We start from the raw sequence: 18407 nt of genomic DNA, 5'->3' as shown, positions 1-18407 counted from the left end.
CCGACGCCGGATACGGAAGGTAAAAACGCCCGGCAAAGCCGGGCGTTATGTCATTAAGCCTTGTCTCGCTTGCGCTGCCCGTCTCCCGGCTGAAGCTCATCTTCACGGAACGCTTCCCGCTTGATGCTATAACCGTCGTGCCACCGGCATTCCACCATACCGCTGGAATACCCGGTGACAATCATACGTGGGCCGCCCTTCTTAGGCTTAACTTCATCACTGACCAAAAAGACCATACCTGCCTCCTGTATCAGGGTGAAACGTTTTCAATTTAGACGAGGAATGATCTTTTTGCACCCCGCAACAGGTAACAATTAGTGCGACGTTCCGCGGATTTTTTCGACCAGTTTTACGGCCCCAACCACGATAATGCCAATGATAAAGCCCAGCACAAGATTAAGCAGCGTGGGCAGAATTGCCGCCACTATGCTGACCTGCGCCGAGGCGAAATGTTCAATAGCATGGTGCAGCGGCGCGATACCGTGAACCACAATACCGCCTCCGACAAGGAACATCGCCAGCGTGCCAACCACTGACAGGCTCTTCATCAGCCAGGGCGCGGTCACCAGCAGGCTTTTACCGATACCTTTGGCGATAGCGCTCGATTTTTCTTCCAGCCAGTAGCCGATATCATCCAGCTTAACGATAAGCCCCACCAGCCCGTACACCCCCACCGTGACCAGAATGGCGATCCCGGAGAGGATCAGGACCTGGTTCAGAAGCGGTGCTTCAGAGACAATACCTAACGTAATGGCCACGATCTCCGCCGACAGAATAAAGTCGGTACGAATGGCACCTTTCACCTTATCACGCTCGAAGGTTTTAGGATCCTGCGCGGCCAGCGCCTCAAGACGCTGCTGGCGCATTTCCGGCGTGTCGCGGTTCTTACGTGCGGCGAACGAGTGCAGGATCTTCTCAGCGCCTTCGAAGCATAAAAATGCGCCGCCAATCATCAGCAGCGGCGTGATCGCCCATGGGATAAACGCGCTGATCAGCAGCGCAAGCGGCACCAGGATCACCTTATTCAGGAATGAGCCTTTCGCTACGCCCCATACCACCGGTAATTCACGGTTGGCCCGAACGCCGCTCACCTGCTGGGCGTTGAGCGATAAATCGTCTCCCAGAACCCCGGCGGTTTTCTTCGCCGCCAGTTTTCCCATCACCGAAATGTCATCCAGTAAGGTGGCAATATCATCCAGTAATGTTAATAAGCTACTTCCTGCCAAAATCTCATTCCTTCTTTTTTTGGTAATTAAGTGAATAGTATGGAGCAAAAGTGTTAACCCGGAAACAGGCACCTCGCGTCAACAAAAAATTCACATCAACTACACAATTAAAGCGCTCGCCAGGCCGATAGTTTTGGCGTTTACTGTCAGCGACCTTTTCATTTTGTCGCGAGGGATTATGCGTTTCCGGCAACTGCTACCGCTCATTGGGGCACTTTTTTCGCTGTATATCATCTGGGGTTCCACCTACTTTGTCATTCGTATCGGCGTGGAGAGCTGGCCGCCGCTCATGATGGCGGGCGTACGCTTTCTCTCGGCGGGCGTGTTACTGATGGCCTTCCTGCTGTTACGGGGCCATAAGCTGCCTCCGCTTCGCCCGATGCTCAATGCCGCTCTGATTGGCCTGCTGCTGCTGGCCATAGGGAATGGGTTTGTGACGGTCGCCGAGCACCAGAACGTGCCGTCCGGAATCGCCGCCGTCGTGGTCGCGACCGTCCCGCTGTTTACCCTGTGCTTTAGCCGTCTTTTCGGCATCCGCACCCGCAAGCTCGAATGGGTAGGGATTGGGATCGGGCTTGCCGGGATCATCCTGCTCAACAGCGGCGGTAACCTGAGCGGAAATCCGTGGGGCGCAGTGATTATCCTGATCGGCTCGATGAGCTGGGCATTTGGGTCGGTATACGGTTCACGAATTGAGCTACCGACTGGCATGATGGCGGGCGCGATTGAGATGCTCGCGGCGGGAATTGTGCTGCTGATTGCCTCAACGCTGACGGGCGAAAAACTGACAGCCATGCCGGACCTTTCGGGCTTCCTGGCCGTGGGTTACCTGGCATTATTTGGCTCTGTCATCGCCATTAACGCCTATATGTTCTTGATCCGCAATGTCTCGCCGGCGATCGCGACCAGCTACGCTTACGTGAACCCGGTGGTTGCCGTACTGCTGGGCACCAGCTTTGCGGGCGAAACGTTGTCTCCGGTGGAATGGCTGGCGCTGGGCGTGATTGTCTTTGCCGTTGTGCTGGTAACGCTGGGGAAATATCTGCTTCCTGCGAAGCCGGTTGTTACGCCGTGTGAGGTGGAGAAACCGTAAGCGGGTGAATACCCTGGGTGTCGATCTGCGCGGCCTGCCCGCCGCCGCAGATCCACTCTTCCAGCCGTTCTGTCAGGTCGGCATCGGTACGTCTTAATCTGCCGCGCAGCGCGCACTCCCAGACAATCAACACCCGCCAGCCCTGCGCGAGAAGCGTGCTAAGGTCACGGTTGTCCCGCGCAACGTTCTTGCCAATCTTCTCCAGCCAGAAATCCGTACGCGTCGCGGGAACCTTAAACAGGTAGCAGTCGTGGTGATGCCAGAAACAGCCGTGGGTAAAGATGATGCATTGATACGCATCGATAACGAAATCCGGACGGCCCGCAAGCGCGGCATCCTGCACGCGGAAATCAAACCCCGCCTCGGTCAGCAGCCCGGCTAGCCGCTTTTCAATGGCGGTATCACGCGTGCCGATGGCACGCATGTTTTTACTGCGCGTCGCCTTATTGTGAACATCCGTCATTGACGGCCTCACTCTCACGTAACGCCACGGCCTGTCTGATGCGGGAGGCCAGCAGTTTTGCCACCGCCGCAAACGCGGGAACGACCACCGAGTTACCAAACTGCCGATAAGCCTGGGTGTCCGACACCGGAATGCGGAAGGTATAACCCTGCGGGGTCTCAAACCCCATCAGCCGAGCGCATTCACGTGGCGTTAAGCGGCGCGGACGGTGACGCTGGTTATCGGGATCGTCAAAATCTTTCTCCCCCAGCGCTTTATCCCAGCCCCGGTCGATCAGGATCTCTGCGCCATCTTTATAGTAGCGAGCGGACAACGTGCGCGTCACACAGTGCGGATCGTTCGGATTAACCATCCCGAAGCCAAAACCGTTGCCTTTGGCCTGGTGTTTTTTCGCATAGCGGTAGAGGTATTTCCACAGCACCTGGGTGAGGATAAATTTCGCGTCGACGACAGGTTCCAGCAGGTTGGGCGACGCGCAGGGTATAAAGAGGGAATATCCCGCAGGGTAAAATCCCCCTTCAGGTTGAGGTCGCGGCGAAAACCAACCAGCACAATGCGTTCGCGGTGCTGTGGCAGGAAATGTTTACCGTCGATGATTTTCGGGTCATCCGCGCCCATATGCTGAGCATCCGCTACGTCATACCCCAGCTCATCGAGCGTTTGCATGATAATGCGGAAGGTCTTTCCGCCGTCATGGCTCTTGAGATTTTTGACGTTCTCCAGCACGAAAATCGCCGGACGACGGGCGTCGATAATGCGGACAACATCAAAGAACAGCGTGCCTTGCGTATCGCAGGCAAAACCGTGGGCGCGTCCGAGGGCATTCTTTTTCGACACGCCGGCCAGCGAGAAAGGCTGGCACGGGAAACCCGCCAGCAGGACATCATGGGCCGGAATTGACTGGCGAATGTGCTCAGCCGCCTCTTCATCACTCACGCCGCTTTTGTGGCTCAGCGTAACATCACGGATATCGGCGTTGAAACGGTGTTCATGGGGATCGCAGTACCAGTTGGCTTTGTAGGTACGGACCGCATGTTTGTTCCACTCGCTGGTAAACACACACTGCCCGCCAATGGCCTCAAACCCGTGTCGAATGCCGCCAATGCCGGCAAACAGATCGATAAAACGGAAGGCATAGTTCGGGTGCGCGGCTGAAGGACGCGGAAGCAGGTTTTGCAGGTAACGAAACTCGCCCTCACTCAGACGCTGCCCTGCCCGCTCGCTGGTCAGCAGTCTCTTCAGGATTGCCGGGCTCCAGTGGCTCTCACCGTGCGCCACCAGCTGATTCGCCAGCGTTTTAGCATCATAGATATCCAGCAGCTGGCGCAATAAAGCCTGCACCGTTGCCGTTGATTTCTCAGCCTGCTCTGGCGCGGGCTCACTCACTGATCGATTTTCCTGCATTCTTTTAACCGGAGAATAAAGACTGGAAACAGATTACCACAGTTCACTCGCTCAAACTGCGACGGAAGCGGCTCAACACCTGGCTATCCAGCCCCAGGCAGTCGCCCTGTAATTCGGCACTTAATTTCGCCATAAACTGGATGAGAAAATCGGCGTTGTGTTGCGCAAGTTCGCGCCCCACGTCTGTGTGCATTGTATCAGGCAAGCGCAGCAGCTTGGTCTGAAAATGGTCGAGGGCAAAGGCGCGATCATTAAGGGTGCGCGCGTCGGCAAACGGGTCTTCTGCGTTAAAGAGCGCCACGCCCAGCGCCCCCGATACCGCAAAGACGCGCGCAAGACCGATAGCACCAAGCGCTTCCAGCCGGTCAGCATCCTGAACAATTTTGGCTTCAAGACTGTGCGGCACAATACCGGCGCTAAAACTGTGCGCTTCAATGGCATGCTCCACGGCCGCATAGCGTTCAGAGGAGAAATCCGGAAAATCGCGACGCAGAATATCGAGCGTCTTGCTGGCCGCCAGACGTGATGACTGGCTGCGTTGGGGATGGTTTTTCGGCAGGCTGACAATGTCATGGAAATAACAGGCGGTCAGTACCACCAGTGAATCGACCGCCTGGTTCGCCATGATTGTTTGCGCCGTCATCCAGACACGACGAAAGTGCGAAATATCATGCGCGGCGTCGTGGGTCGCGTGGTTTTCATCGAGCCAACGCTCAAAGCGAGACTGCCACTGCGTAAGTTCCATCATCACGTCCTGTTGTTAAAACGGCTACAATAGCAACTTTCCCCGCCGCTATCACGGCTTGTCCTGACAGGGACGCGTGTACCCTGCATTCCCGAGGAAATATATTTAATATCAATTGGAGATATTAAATAATACTGCCGCTAAATACTTAATGATAATTTATTTCTATATATCCTAAACTCTAATTCACCAGAAAAATAAAGCGACAGATAGAAATGTTTTGCAATATTTCTACGATTTTAATTACATTTATTTTTGAACCAAAATGACATTGCGTAGAATAGTATCAATTCTGTAATGACAGAGAGTGATTACATATATTCATATTAATTATCTTTAAAGGGAATATATAATGAAAAGAAAAGTTCTGGCAATTCTCGTACCCGCGTTATTAATGGCTGGCGCAGCACATGCAGCTGAAATGTATAACAAAAATGGCAATAAAGTTGATCTGTACGGTAAGATCGATGCGCGTCATACCTTCTCTGATCACCCTGGGGATGATGGCGATGAAACCTATGTACAAATTGGTTTCAAAGGCGAAACACAAATCACTAACGATGTTATTGGTTATGGCCAGTGGGAATATAAAACCTACGCCAATAATACTGAAGACGCCGGTGATACTTCATTTAACCGTCTGGCGTACGCTGGCCTGAAATATGGCGAATACGGTTCATTCGATTACGGTCGTAATTACGGCGTCGTGTATGATGTTGAAGCCTGGACCGATATGCTGCCCGTATTTGGGGGCGATTCTTATACCTGGACCGACAACTTCATGGTCGGCCGTGCAAACGGTGTGGCGACCTACCGTAATGCCGATTTCTTCGGCCTGGTTGAGGGTCTGAACTTTGCGCTGCAGTATCAGGGGGCAAACGAAGGTCAGGACGCAACAGAAGATCAGGAAGGGACCAAGAACGGTCATAACGACGTGCGTTTCCAGAACGGTGACGGCTTCGGTATGTCCACTAGCTATGATTTCTCCGGCGATCTGTCTGGCCTGACCTTAGGTGCGGCCTACTCCTCTTCTGACCGTACCAATGAGCAGGAAGCGAAGGGTATACAAGACAGCGCACGTTTCGCCGGCGGTAAGACTGCGGAAGCGTGGACCGTTGGCGCGAAATATGATGCCAACAGCGTTTATCTGGCGATGATGTATGCGCAAACCCGTAATATGACGCCATATGGCGATACCGGGATTGCGGATGAGACGCAGAACTTTGAAGCCGTGGCGCAATACCAGTTCGACTTCGGCCTGCGTCCGTCCCTGGCATGGGTTTACTCCAAAGGCAAGGACATGACTTATCCTGGCAATGCGGGTAACCCACAGGGCCAGCATGGCGACATGGATCTGGTTAACTATATCGACGTCGGTATGACCTACAGCTTTAACAAAAACTTCTCCACCTATGTTGATTACAAAATCAACATGCTGGACAACGACGAAAGCTTCTACGAAGCAAACGGCATCTCTACAGATGACATCGTTGGCGTAGGTATGACGTACCAGTTCTAACTTCCCACTATGATAAAAGCCCGCATCGCGGGCTTTTTTTATTCAACAGAGAAATGTTACGGAGCTTCCTGCAGTGCCAGACGAATAAAGCCGTTGTTCTGCGCCAGCAGTTCATGCGCCTTCCAGGCATCCAGCCCTGTCAGCACCATCAGCACCGCTGTTTTACAGTTATGGTTGCAGCTCTCCAGCGCGGCTTTCGCCGCTGACCGGGTGCATCCCCCCGCTTCCATGACGATGGCAATTTGTCGTTCAGACCATTTGGTGTTGCTGGCGTCCAGATCCACGCGCAGGTTGCTGAACACGCGTCCGGTTCGAACCGCCAGGCCGGTGGTTATCATGGTCAGGATCATTTTTTGTGCGATCCCGGCTTTGGTATTGATATAACCCGCGATCGCGTCCGCGCCAAGCTCCGGGGCAATCACCATGCTCGCCAGCTGCGCGGCTTCACTTTGCGCGTCATCCGTAATAGCCGCGACCGGGGAACCCAACGACCACGCATGGCGCATCGCGCCCCAGACCCACGGTGTTTTGCCGCTGACGGTGACCGCCAGCATCATATCCTGTTCACCAAATTTGATGTCCTGCAGGTCGGCGACACCGCGCTCGTAGCTGCCCGCCTCCTCTCCCGCCGTTATGGCGATCACAGGCGTTTTTCCCGGGGCATACTCATCGGCTGCCTGCTGCGCGACACGGCCTGACGGGCCGGCGCCAACAATGACCAGACGACCACCGTGACTCAGGGTCGCAGCGGCGTTATCCACCACGCGGGCGATCGTTGTTAAACATGGGGTTATTGCAGCGGAGATGAGGGCATCATCCTGGTGAATGACTTTCAGCATGTCCAGCGTGGACAATCTATCGATATTCATCGTGCTGGCGTGCCGTCTTTCCTTGACCGAACCGGTAAGCGTAATGCTCATAAACAACCTCCTTATTATGAGTACCCCTACACTATAAAGTGTTTTAGACAGGTGACCTGCGAGGAGGGTCACGAAAAGAGGACCGAATCCATGCCTTTACATGGCTTTAAGAAACGCGCGTCATCGGCGATAATTACCCCTTTCTTAATCATCGCGGAGTTTTGATGAGCGATTTGCAGCCCTTCCCCCTGACGCGCAAGCGCCCCATGAAACTGAACACCCTGGTCACGTTAATGGTGTGCGCGATTATCGGTTCTGTGCTGCTGTTGGTATTTGCGCTCTATTCCGTCCAAATCACCCGTGCCACCCGCGACGATGTTAAGGATACGGCCCTTGGGATCGCGCGAACGCTGGCCGACAGTCCCGAAATCCAACGCGGTCTGATGCAGGCTCCCCAGGCGGATATTATTCAGCCTATCGCCCAGGCGGTCACCAGGCGCAACGACCTGCTCTTCACCGTGGTCACCGACATGCGCGGTATTCGTTACTCGCACCCGAACGAAGCCCTGCTAGGTCTGCACTTTATCGGCGATGACCTGACGCCCGCGCTGGAAGGAAAGGAGCATGTCGCCGTTAACCGGGGTGCCCTCGCGGAAGCGCTTCGCGTCTTCACTCCCGTCTTTGATAGCCAGCACGAGCAGATCGGCGTGGTGGTGGTCGGTATCTCCCTTAAAAAAGTGGAAGATCAGATTGCCCGTGGGCGGCTTAACGCCGTCTGGACCATATTATTCAGTATATTGATGAGCTCGCTGGCCATCTGGGGCCTGGTTCGCGTGCTCAAACGTATCCTGTTCGGCCTTGAGCCGTATGAGATCTCGGCGCTGTTCGAACAGCGGCAGGCGATGCTGCAGTCGCTTCGCGAAGGGGTACTGGCCGTGGATATTCAGGGTCGGGTGACGATGATTAACCACACCGCCAGAGAAATATTGCTTCTGCCTTCCGGCAAACAGACCGAAAATGCCAGTGCTCCCCTGCTGGCAAGCCTGCGGGAAGTCTCGAAGAGCGGCATTGCGCGCAAGGATCAGGAGATCAGCTGCAACGGGCGACTCTTGCTGTGCAACATGGTGCCTGTTAAAAGCCAGGAGCGGGTTATTGGTGCCATCACCACTTTTCGCGATAAAACGGAAATCAGCCAGCTGATGCAGCGTATCGATGGCATGGTCAATTATGTCGATGCCCTGCGCTCCCATACGCACGAGTTTATGAACAAACTGCACGTGATCCTCGGTCTGCTGCATATGAAGCGCTACGACAAACTTGAAGAGTACATCATCCAGACGGCGCATAATTATCAGACCGATATTGGTACCATTCAGAGCAAAGTTAAATCTCCGGTGATAGCCGGGTTCCTGCTGGGTAAAATCAACCGGGCTAAGGAAGCAGGGATCGCCCTGACGCTGGCCGATGAGTGCCAGATACCGGATACCGCCAACGAAGAGCAGGTTGCGGTGCTGATTACCGTGCTGGGTAACCTCATTGAAAACGCGCTCGACGCGATGGAAGGACAGCAGGAAGGCGAAATTGGCCTGCTGCTACATTATCAGAATGGCTGGCTCAGTTGCGAAGTCAGCGACGATGGCCCCGGTATTGATCCGGCTCAGCTCGAGGCTGTTTTTACAAAGGGCTTCTCAACCAAAGGCGAAAATCGCGGCGTTGGGCTGTTCCTTGCTCGTCAGCAGATCCAGAACCTGGGCGGAGACATTACCGTCGAGTCTGAGCCTGGTGTATTTACCCAATTTTTTGTTCACATCCCCTGGGATAGCGAGAGGAATATCGCGTGATAAATGTGTTAATTGTCGATGATGACGCCATGGTGGCCGACCTCAACCGTCTGTATGTCAACCGTGTTGAAGGCTTTAGCTGCTGCGGCGTCGCCTCCACGCTCAACCAGGCCAGGGCCATCATTAACGACCCCAGCCAGCCTGTCGATCTGGTGCTGCTGGATGTCTATATGCAGCAGGATAACGGGCTGGATCTCCTTCCCGTCATCCGTGCCTCAGGCCGGCCGATTGATGTCATTATGATCTCCTCCGCCGCCGATGCCGCCACCATCCAGACCTCCATCCATTACGGTGTGGTGGATTATCTGATTAAACCGTTCCAGTTCCCGCGTTTTGAAGAGGCGCTGAACGGCTGGAAGGCAAAGCACAGCCTGATGGGATCGCATCAGTACTATGAGCAGGCCGACGTCGACAGATTGATCCACGGCGGTGCGCCGGAACTGGCGGACAGTAAAAAACTGCCGAAAGGGTTAACGCCGCAAACGCTGCGTACGATTTGTCAGTGGATTGATGCGCACCCGGAGACGGAGTTTTCCACCGATGATCTGGCAAACGCGGTTAATATCTCACGCGTGTCCTGTCGGAAATACCTGATCTGGCTGGCGCAAATTAACATTCTGTTCACCAGCATTCACTACGGTGCCACCGGGCGGCCAGTGTATCGCTATCGCCTGCAGCCCGAGCAGACGGCACTGCTCAAGCAGTACTGTCAGTAACGCGGTAGCTGTTATCCAGCAAGGTAAAGCGGAAGTGGTGCGCTGAAGAGAGCACCACTTCTTTTGTTTTGGTCACGAAGATTGCTTCAATGTCGGGTCGTGCACGCAGCGCTGAACAGCCTTTACTGACGCCCATGCCGAACATCAGCGTGGTCCAGATATCACCGTCAATGGAGTTTTTCGAAATGATGGTGACGCTGTCCAGTTCGTTATCCAGCGGATAGCCGGTACGCGGGTCAAGTATGTGGTGATAACGCCTGCCGTTCTGCTCAAAAAAGCGTTCGTAGGTACCCGATGTCACCACCGACATGTTCTCTACGGCCATCGTACCGATCAGTGCCTCCCCGGCGAACGGTTTTTTGAGCCCCACGCTCCAGCCCCCTTCCGGTGAACCCAGCGTCTGGATATTACCGCCAAGATTAATAAGCCCCAGTTGAGCACCCTCTTTACGCAGGTAATCGCGCACTCTGTCGGCGATATAGCCTTTGGCGATGGCCCCCAGATCAATCTCCATGCCCGCCCGGGTCAGGAACACGCTGCTGCTGGCCTCATCAAGGACCACATCCTCAGGATGGGTAATGGCGAGCAACGACGCGATTTCATCGGCAGGCGGAACGCTATCTCCCCGAAAACCGATTTTCCAGCGTTTCACCAGCGGGCCGATGGCCAGGTTAAATGCGCTCTCCTTGAGCTGGCTTGCCGCTTTCGCACAGCGGATAAGCTCAAAAACCGGGCGACTGACGGTGACAGGATGCTGGCCGGCAGCATGGTTGATATCCATCACCTGCGAGCTGGCACGGTTGACGGTCAGCAGGTCTTCATACTGTTTAATCAGTCTAAAAACGCGAGAAGCGAGGGCTTCATCATGAGAGAAAAGCTTCAGGAGAATGGGCGATCCCATCAGAACGGCGGAGTAACTGTAGACGCGGTGGTCAGAAGACATGGTGCAAGCTCCCTGGTTGAAATGCCGGATACACGGGGCGTATCCGGCATACCCTTATGGCTGACTTACGCCCTTTTCGCGCGCATCGCCGCCTGATGTCCGGCAAGCGTACCAAAAATAATGATATCTGCCACCGCGTTACCCCCGATGCGGTTACCACCGTGGATACCACCAACCACTTCACCAGCCGCAAATGCCCCTGGCAGTACGTTGTGGTTGCTGTCCAGTACGCAGGTTTCGGTGTTAATGGTTACACCGCCCATGGTGTGGTGCACGCCCGGCGCAATCTGAATGGCATAGAATGGCCCTTCGTTGATTGGTGCACGCAGCGCGGTCGTACGGCCAAAATCGTCATCGTGCTGTTTTTCAACAAAGCCGTTGTAACGCTCCAGGGTCGCCAGGAAAGCGTGGTAATCCATACCCAGGGCTTCAGCCAGCGCTTTAGGTGAGCTGGCGCTGGTGACAAACCCTTTGGCGATGTACTCATCTGCCGCTTTGTTTTTGGCGCGGACATGCTCATCAAAGACGATGTAAGCGTATTTCTCCGGCAGGGCGATAATTTGTGCAGAGACTTTATCGCGGGTTTCCATCTCGTTGAAGAAACGGTTCCCCTGCTGGTTCACCAGAATCGCCCCGCCACCGCGGATGGATTCGGAAATCAGGTACGAGGTTTTCTGCTCAACGGTTGGGTGGATCTGGATTTCCCCCATATCGACCGTACCGGCGCCAATACGCTCCAGCAGCGCGATACCGCCCCCTGTCGCCCCTTTGTGGTTGGTGGTCACGAAACCTTCCAGGTCAGGACGGTACTTCACCACCATCTGGCTATTGGCGCTGAAACCACCGGTAGCCACAATGACGCTTTTGGTTGCTACGGTAAGGGTTTCGTTTTCTTCCGTGGTCAGACGTACGCCGGTGACTTCGCCGTTCTCGAAGAGAATGTCGCTGACCGACGTATCGAGCATGACCTCGATGTTGCGTTTGTTGACGTTACGCACCAGGCCGCTAATCAGATAGCCGCCCACCGCAGAACCGTCTTTTGGACGGTGAGTACGGTCGATGCTCATCCCGCCGGTGGTGGTGATGTCGTTGAGCATAATGCCGCGGGTCGCCAGCCACTCGATCGCCTGCGGGGCATTTTCCACAAAGCGGCGCAACAGTTCCGGGTTGTTCTTGTTTTTACCGCCTTTCAGGCTTTCCTGATAGAACAGCTCTTTGCTGTCCTGAATTCCTTTCACCCGCTGGAAGCGTGTTTCCGCGGCGTTCATCCCCGCAGACGCTTTAATGGTGTTACCGCCGATGGAGGGCATTTTCTCGACAATCAGCACGCTTGCGCCTTCGTCATGCGCCTGGATTGCTGCGGCCAGACCCGCGCCACCGCTACCGACCACCACAACGTCAACGCTTCGGGTCTCGTTCGGGTCGACACCCTCTTCGGCTGCCAGCGCTTTGCTGGATTTCAGCATGGCTTTAGACACCGCTTTTTTGACCGCTTCACTCTGGCTGGTTGCACCGGTAATGGCATCCACGTGCGGGGTGTTTGCATCCAGAATACGGGTGCGGATCTCTTCGAAGCTGGTGACAAACTCAACGTCCTGGGTCGGGCCAGAAGCCAGTTCAATGTCGGCGATGCGGTCGGTCTCCAGGCTGACGTTAATCACCAGTTCATTGCTATCGTCCCGAACATTCTCAATAAACATGCCCGGTTTAAATTTCGATTCACCCATGCTCATATCGCGGATCATCGCCTCCACCAGCGAGAAACGCCACAGCGGCTCAGGGATGCTTAGCGCTTCGCGTCGGGTGCTGTCCATAAACAGTTCCAGCGTTTCTCCCGCCGCGATGCGGTCTGTCCAGTCTGGATAGGCGATGGTGGCGCGGCCTACGGCGATAAGATCGTAGCCATGTTCCAGCGCCTCGTTCGCATCCGCGGCATTGACCACGCCACCGACGCCCATGACCGGCACCTGCGCCAGCGTGTCAGAACGCATTGCGCGGTATTTTTCGATAAGCGGGGTCGGATCCTGCGTGTCGACAATAGAAGGACGCAGGGTTGCGCCAACGGAGAAGTGCAGATAATCCACACCGCGCGCGGCCAGCTTTTCCAGCAGGTACATGGTGTCTTCAAAGCGGATGCCCGGCTCTTCCAGCTCTTCAGGGGAGAAGCGATAGCCGATGATAAAGGCGTCATCGGCGTACTGGCGCACCATTTTATGGGTGATGTCGAGCACGGCCAGCGGGAATTTCGCGCGGTTATCGCGGCTGCCACCCCACTCGTCGTCACGCTGGTTAGAGTTTGGAGAGTAGAACTGCTGAATCAAATAGGTGTTGGCCCCATGGATTTCAACGCCATCGAAACCCGCCTGAATCGCACGGCGTACTGCTTCACCGAACTTACCGATCATCCCTTCGACTTCTTCCCCCGTCAGGGCAACCGGCGTGGCGGCGCCGTCACGTGGCGCGGCAACGGCACTTGGCCCCACCGGGGTGCGGCCACCGATCAGTTTCGGATCAACCATGCGGCCGCCGTGGTAGATCTGCAGCAGCGCTTTAGATCCTTTGGACTTAATCGCCTCAGCGATCTTCGCCAGCCCGGCGATTTTCTCGTCGTTATCAATGCCAATCGCACCCGGGAAGGCGAGACCGAGATCGTCAACAAAGCAGCACTCAACAATAATGGTACCAATACTGCCTGAGCGGGCGCGATAGTACTCAACCAGCTCGCTGGTCACCGTACCGTCGTAATAACCGGTACAGGTCGTCATAGGGGCCATTAACAAACGGTTTTTCAGTTCGGTACCATTCGGTAATGTGAAGGGGCTTAGAATACGTTCGTTAGTGCTCATAATAGAAACTCCAAACTTTAAAATTAAGAATTCGTTATCGGGCTCAGTTTTATTTCGATTTTTTATTCCGATGTCATAATACTAATATAATGATTTTTTTAGTTTCTAAAGCTATTACGTTAGTTAAAAAACTATTTAATCCCCTCAATAACATTAATAACACATTGGTGTTAGCAATATTAATTACTCCATTCACAATCCTTTAAACACTGTTAACGTATCAATGACCTTTTCACGATCCCAAGAGACAAAGACAAACCATTAAAAACAAAGAGTTATATGAAAATGGTTATTTGAAATGTTAACAACATTGAGTAAAATCCATATCAAAATAAATAATACCCACATACGCCAGAGTGGTTATTATCAACTGAACAAAAACACCATCGCAATTCTATTTTTTTGATCGCGATCAAGCATCGAGACAGTCAAAGGCGCAATATATAAATATCATCAATTTTTAATTTAGCGCATCAAAAATGCGTTAAGTCGCTATTACTGAAATAGCAAATGCGCACCTTTGGTAACTAAAGAAAATAAAAACAAACTAAAGAAAGCAAATGAATATTTCAGCGCATAACCGAATTCCTGACAACTTAAGACGCGAAACTATGAATACAAAAACTGCTGTAACGCCCCCTGTGGCGAGTCACGCATCCAACGGAAAGGCAAAACGTCTGCTAATGATGGCATTGCCCGTTGTCGTTGCCGTGCTGTTACTGTTTGTTCCGGTCCCGGAAGGGCTTCCTCCTTACGCGTGGCACTATTTCGCTATCTTTGTCGGCGTGATCGTCGGTTTGATCTTCGAACCGCTGCCAGGCGCGGTCATTGGCCTGACCGGCGTCGTGGCGATTGCGCTCTGCAGCCAGTGGGTGTTGTTCAGCCCGGAACAATTGGCCGACCCGAAATTCAAACTGGCGGGTGCCTCCTTTAAATGGGCCGTGAGCGGTTTTGGTAACTCTACCGTATGGCTGATTTTCGGTGCCTTCATGTTTGCCGCAGGCTATGACAAAACCCGCTTCGGCCGCCGTCTGGCGCTGATTCTGGTGAAATATCTGGGTCGTCGCAGCCTGACGCTCGGTTACGCTATCACCTTCGCGGACCTGCTGCTGGCACCGTTTACACCTTCCAACACCGCGCGTAGCGGCGGGACCATCTATCCAATTATCGCTAACCTGCCGCCGCTGTATGGTTCAAAACCGAACGATCCAAGCGCGCGTAAAATTGGTTCTTACCTGATGTGGGTGGCGATCACCGCGGCCTGTATTACCAGCTCAATGTTCCTGTCCGCCCTCGCACCGAACCTGCTGGCGCTGGCGCTGGTGAAAAGCACCGTGGGGATCGACATCTCCTGGGGCACCTGGTTTATCGCATTCCTGCCGCTGGGCGTGCTGCTGATTCTGACCATGCCGCTGCTGGCCTACTGGTTCTACCCGCCTGAAGTTAAAGTGAACAACGAAGTGCCACTATGGGCGACCCGTGAACTGGAAAAACTGGGCAAACTGTCCCGTAACGAAATCCTGCTGCTGATTTTCGTCTGCTGCGCGCTGCTGATGTGGATTTTCGCCGCCGCGTGGATTGAACCGGCAATGGCTGCACTGTTAATCGTGGGTCTGATGCTGTGGACCGGGGTGCTGGAGTGGAACGATATCACCGGGAATAAAGCCGCCTGGAACACCTTCGTCTGGTTCGCCACCCTGGTTGCACTGGCGGATGGCCTCTCCTCCACGGGCTTCATTAGCTGGCTGGGTAAAGAAGGCGGTCTGCTGATGAGCGGTATCTCGCCGGGTGTTGCCACCATCGTACTGCTGCTGGCGTTCTACCTGCTGCACTACCTGTTTGCCAGCACCACCGCACACACCACGGCGCTACTGCCAGCGATGCTGACCATCGCCTCTACCATTCCGGGCATGAATATGGAGGTGTTCGTCCTGCTGATGGTGACCTCCCTGGGTGTCATGGGGATTATCACCCCTTACGGTACCGGCCCTAGCCCTATCTACTACGGTAGCGGCTACCTGCCAACCAAAGACTACTGGCGCCTCGGCACCATCTTTGGTGCCATCTTCCTGGCGGCCCTGCTGCTGATTGGTTATCCGTGGATGTCCATGATGTTCTGATCCCTGACCGCCGGACTACCCCTCCGGCGGTTTTATTTTTTTGGAGCAATACGCTATGTCAAACAAACCGTTTTACTACCAGAACCCCTTCCCTCTTGCACACGACGATACCGAATACTATCTGCTGACCAAAGAACACGTCTCTGTTGCCGAATTTGAGGGTCAGGAGATCCTGAAAGTGGAACCCGAAGCGCTGACGCTGCTGGCACAGCAGGCCTTCCACGATGCCGCCTTTATGCTGCGCCCTTCGCATCAGAAACAGGTTGCCGCGATTCTTAACGACCCACAAGCCAGCGAAAATGATAAATACGTTGCCCTGCAGTTCCTGCGCAACTCTGAAATTGCGGCCAAAGGCGTGCTGCCCACCTGCCAGGATACCGGCACGGCGATCATCATGGGTAAAAAAGGCCAGCGCGTCTGGACCGGTGGCGGTGACGAAGCCGCGCTGAGTCAGGGTGTCTATAACACCTACATCGAAGATAACCTGCGTTATTCCCAGAATGCCGCGCTGGATATGTATAAAGAGGTCAATACCGGCACTAACCTGCCTGCGCAGATCGATCTCTACAGCATCGACGGGGACGAGTATAAATTCCTGTGCATGGCAAAAGGCGGCGGTTCCGCGAATAAAACCTATCTCTATCAGGAAACCAAAGCGCTGATTACCCCGGCGAAGCTGAAAAACTATCTGGTTGAGAAAATGCGTACCCTGGGTACCGCGGCCTGCCCGCCTTACCATATTGCCTTCGTGATTGGGGGAACCTCGGCTGAAGCGACGCTGAAAACCGTTAAGCTCGCCTCAACGCGCTATTACGACGCGCTGCCCACCGAAGGCAACGAACACGGTCAGGCGTTCCGTGATGTTCAGCTCGAACAGGAACTGCTTCAGGAAGCACAGAACCTCGGCCTCGGCGCGCAGTTCGGCGGGAAATACTTTGCCCACGATATCCGCGTGATCCGCCTGCCGCGCCACGGTGCCTCCTGCCCCATTGGCATGGGCGTCTCCTGCTCCGCTGACCGCAACATCAAAGCCAAAATCAACCGCGACGGTATCTGGATTGAAAAACTGGAGCACAATCCAGGCCAGTATATTCCTGAATCCCTGCGTCAACAGGGTGAAGGCGACGTGGTCAGCATCAATCTGAATAAGCCGATGAAGGAGATCCTGGCCCAGCTTTCTGCGCACCCGGTCTCTACCCGCCTGTCGCTGAACGGCACCATCATCGTGGCGCGCGATATTGCCCACGCGAAGCTGAAAGAGCTGCTCGACAACGGTGAAGAACTCCCGCAGTACGTCAAAGACCATCCAATCTACTACGCAGGCCCGGCCAAGACTCCGGAAGGCTATGCATCAGGCTCTCTCGGCCCAACCACGGCTGGACGGATGGATTCGTACGTCGACCTGCTGCAGTCTCACGGTGCGAGCATGATCATGCTGGCGAAAGGCAACCGTAGCCAGCAGGTGACCGATGCCTGTCATAAGCACGGCGGTTTCTACCTCGGCAGCATCGGCGGCCCGGCGGCGGTACTGGCACAAAACAGCATCAAGCGTCTGGAGTGCGTGGCCTATCCTGAACTGGGTATGGAAGCCATCTGGAAAATCGAAGTGGAAAACTTCCCGGCGTTTATCCTGGTGGATGACAAAGGTAACGACTTCTTCCAGCAGATCCAGAATCAGCAGTGCAATGGGTGTTCACAGCGCTGAGTTTTTCCACAACGCCGGTAACAGCGACAGCGTTTCAGCGATCCTCTCTCGCTTGTCGCTTCCCGGCTTCCAGATGGTCACCATCGTCTGACTTATCCCCTGGCTGCCCACTTCGGTGTGCAGCCTTTTTACCTTTTTCCACCCGGTCGGCTGGAAATGCGTCGGTAAAAATCCCCAGCCGCATCCCTGCTCCAGCAGGCCCCGCAACATCTCCAGCTCATTGGTGAAAAGGGTGTGCCCCGAAATCTGCAGACGACGTGCCACCGGCTCATCCGAGGCGGCGTGCATAATCACCTGCGGCACCAGCGATAACTCAAGCAGCGACAGCGGCTGCGTGGTTTCAGCGAACAGCGTGTTGCAGGCGTAGAAATCCATATCGATCGCCCCGAGCGCCCGCCACTCCATTTCATTACCCACACTGCGATTACGTGCCTGGCAAATGCCCAGATCCGCCTGCCCGCTGGCCAGCATCGCTTCAGCCTCATCCCGGGAGGCGCTGACCAGGCTCAAACGTAAATGTCGCTTCGCCATCTCGCCAATCAGCGCCTGCAAAAATGGCCTTGAGGTAAAGGGATCGTAAACCAGCGTGATGTCCTGCGTAGCACGATCCGGCACCGCGCTGGCAAATGCCTCAAAGGCTTTCACCTGGCGCATCAGCAGGTGCGCCTGCCGCTGCAGCTGCTCGCCCTCAGAGGTCAGACGCAGCGTGCGTCCTTCACGCACAAACAGCCTGTACCCTAATCCATCTTCGAGAAAATCAATCAGGTCGCGCAGCGTCGTACGATCTTTCCCGAGCTTCATCGCCGCTTTTGCCAGGCCACCGTATTCCACCACGGCGGTAAACGCTTCCAGTTGGGCAAAGGAATAAATTACCGTCGTCACGCCACTCTCCATTCAGTTTTCGGGGGGAATTTCCCCCATTACGC

General features: G+C 54.7%; 14 protein-coding genes and 1 pseudogene. 6 read left to right on the top strand and 9 right to left on the bottom strand.

Annotated elements, in window-relative coordinates:
- Positions 1 to 53 precede the first annotated feature (53 nt).
- Both L466_RS12990 and L466_RS12995 read right to left on the bottom strand, forming a co-directional pair.
- The gene (locus L466_RS12990) at positions 54 to 236 is read right to left on the bottom strand and encodes a YodC family protein (protein ID WP_014170745.1); all 183 of its coding nucleotides are present in this window, start codon (positions 234 to 236) and stop codon (positions 54 to 56) included.
- A 78-nt stretch (positions 237 to 314) separates the two neighbouring features.
- Entirely contained in the window at positions 315 to 1226 is a 912-nt protein-coding gene (locus tag L466_RS12995; RefSeq protein ID WP_032680679.1) for a DUF808 domain-containing protein, read from the bottom strand.
- A gap of 178 nt (positions 1227 to 1404) precedes the next feature.
- On the opposite strand from L466_RS12995, the gene yedA reads away from it, so the two are divergent.
- A complete protein-coding gene (yedA, locus tag L466_RS13000) occupies positions 1405 to 2319 on the top strand; it encodes a drug/metabolite exporter YedA (protein ID WP_020883329.1) in 915 nt (304 codons plus the stop codon).
- On the opposite strand, the gene L466_RS13005 is transcribed toward yedA, so the two are convergent.
- The 3 genes and pseudogenes from L466_RS13005 to L466_RS13010 form a co-directional block, all read right to left on the bottom strand.
- Positions 2291 to 2782, bottom strand: a complete 492-nt coding sequence (locus tag L466_RS13005; protein ID WP_020883328.1) for a very short patch repair endonuclease — start codon at positions 2780 to 2782, stop codon at positions 2291 to 2293. The genes yedA and L466_RS13005 overlap by 29 nt on opposite strands.
- Positions 2763 to 4186: pseudogene (locus tag L466_RS0122380) on the bottom strand (DNA cytosine methyltransferase). Before L466_RS0122380 ends, L466_RS13005 begins: the two are co-directional and overlap by 20 nt.
- 43 nt (positions 4187 to 4229) lie before the next feature.
- Entirely contained in the window at positions 4230 to 4931 is a 702-nt protein-coding gene (locus L466_RS13010; RefSeq protein WP_032680678.1) for a phosphohydrolase, read from the bottom strand.
- A 352-nt stretch (positions 4932 to 5283) separates the two neighbouring features.
- Between L466_RS13010 and ompC the strand changes: the two genes are divergently transcribed.
- Positions 5284 to 6450 carry a porin OmpC gene (gene ompC, locus L466_RS13015; RefSeq protein WP_032680677.1) on the top strand — a complete coding sequence of 389 codons (1167 nt, stop codon included), beginning with the start codon at positions 5284 to 5286 and terminating at the stop codon, positions 6448 to 6450.
- A 56-nt stretch (positions 6451 to 6506) separates the two neighbouring features.
- Here ompC and L466_RS13020 read toward each other — a convergent pair whose 3' ends face one another.
- Positions 6507 to 7370: an N-acetylmuramic acid 6-phosphate etherase gene (locus L466_RS13020; RefSeq protein WP_032680676.1), complete on the bottom strand. Its 864-nt coding sequence runs from the start codon at positions 7368 to 7370 to the stop codon at positions 6507 to 6509.
- A gap of 164 nt (positions 7371 to 7534) precedes the next feature.
- Here L466_RS13020 and L466_RS13025 point away from each other — a divergent pair, with 164 nt between their 5' ends.
- Both L466_RS13025 and dcuR read left to right on the top strand, forming a co-directional pair.
- Positions 7535 to 9151, top strand: a complete 1617-nt coding sequence (locus L466_RS13025) for a sensor histidine kinase (RefSeq protein WP_020883323.1) — start codon at positions 7535 to 7537, stop codon at positions 9149 to 9151.
- Positions 9148 to 9867 carry a two-component system response regulator DcuR gene (gene dcuR / locus L466_RS13030; RefSeq protein ID WP_014170753.1) on the top strand — a complete coding sequence of 240 codons (720 nt, stop codon included), beginning with the start codon at positions 9148 to 9150 and terminating at the stop codon, positions 9865 to 9867. Before L466_RS13025 ends, dcuR begins: the two co-directional genes overlap by 4 nt.
- Here the strand turns inward: dcuR and L466_RS13035 are convergent.
- Both L466_RS13035 and L466_RS13040 read right to left on the bottom strand, forming a co-directional pair.
- The gene (locus L466_RS13035) at positions 9848 to 10810 is read right to left on the bottom strand and encodes an FAD:protein FMN transferase (RefSeq protein ID WP_032680675.1); all 963 of its coding nucleotides are present in this window, start codon (positions 10808 to 10810) and stop codon (positions 9848 to 9850) included. The genes dcuR and L466_RS13035 overlap by 20 nt on opposite strands.
- Positions 10811 to 10875: 65 nt before the next feature.
- Positions 10876 to 13656: a flavocytochrome c gene (locus tag L466_RS13040; RefSeq protein WP_014170755.1), complete on the bottom strand. Its 2781-nt coding sequence runs from the start codon at positions 13654 to 13656 to the stop codon at positions 10876 to 10878.
- A gap of 611 nt (positions 13657 to 14267) precedes the next feature.
- On the opposite strand from L466_RS13040, the gene L466_RS13045 reads away from it, so the two are divergent.
- Entirely contained in the window at positions 14268 to 15776 is a 1509-nt protein-coding gene (locus L466_RS13045) for an anion permease (RefSeq protein WP_073396077.1), read from the top strand.
- Positions 15777 to 15831: 55 nt separating this feature from the next.
- Positions 15832 to 17481, top strand: coding sequence for a class I fumarate hydratase FumA (gene fumA, locus L466_RS13050; protein WP_032680674.1), 1650 nt, complete (start codon positions 15832 to 15834; stop codon positions 17479 to 17481).
- On the opposite strand, the gene L466_RS13055 is transcribed toward fumA, so the two are convergent.
- On the bottom strand, positions 17470 to 18375 hold the full coding sequence (locus tag L466_RS13055) for a LysR family transcriptional regulator (protein ID WP_032680673.1): 906 nt from the start codon (positions 18373 to 18375) through the stop codon (positions 17470 to 17472). The two genes, fumA and L466_RS13055, sit on opposite strands and share 12 nt — an antisense overlap.
- Positions 18376 to 18407: the final 32 nt, after the last annotated feature.

The organism is Enterobacter sp. BIDMC 30 (assembly GCF_000534355.1).
Taxonomy (GTDB): domain Bacteria; phylum Pseudomonadota; class Gammaproteobacteria; order Enterobacterales; family Enterobacteriaceae; genus Enterobacter; species Enterobacter ludwigii.
Note: the sequence above shows the minus strand (reverse complement) of the source record. Positions and strands in the feature narration are given on the sequence as shown.